The organism is Anaerosporobacter mobilis DSM 15930, assembly GCF_900142955.1.
Lineage (GTDB): Bacteria > Bacillota > Clostridia > Lachnospirales > Lachnospiraceae > Anaerosporobacter > Anaerosporobacter mobilis.
On record NZ_FRCP01000003.1, the window covers coordinates 1 to 583 of the forward strand.

Here is a 583-nt window from a genome sequence, read left to right on the forward strand (position 1 = left end):
GACAGGTGGTGCATGGTTGTCGTCAGCTCGTGTCGTGAGATGTTGGGTTAAGTCCCGCAACGAGCGCAACCCCTATCTTTAGTAGCCAGCATTTAAGGTGGGCACTCTAGAGAGACTGCCAGGGATAACCTGGAGGAAGGTGGGGATGACGTCAAATCATCATGCCCCTTATGACTAGGGCTACACACGTGCTACAATGGTGATAACAAAGTGAAGCAGCCTCGTGAGAGTGAGCAAATCACAAAAATGTCATCTCAGTTCGGATTGTAGTCTGCAACTCGACTACATGAAGCTGGAATCGCTAGTAATCGCGAATCAGAATGTCGCGGTGAATACGTTCCCGGGTCTTGTACACACCGCCCGTCACACCATGGGAGTTGGTAATGCCCGAAGTCAGTGACCCAACCGTAAGGAGGGAGCTGCCGAAGGCAGGATCAATAACTGGGGTGAAGTCGTAACAAGGTAGCCGTATCGGAAGGTGCGGCTGGATCACCTCCTTTCTAAGGAAAGAAGAAGTAAGGGTTGTTTTACTGTTCAGTTTTTAATTGAGTTAAGTGGTTGCAAGTCTGCACCTCGAAAACAG

General features: G+C 49.7%; 1 rRNA gene. It reads left to right on the forward strand.

The window, feature by feature from the left end:
* A 16S ribosomal RNA gene (locus tag BUB90_RS00015) occupies positions 1-500 on the forward strand; the annotation flags it as partial.
* Positions 501-583: the final 83 nt, after the last annotated feature.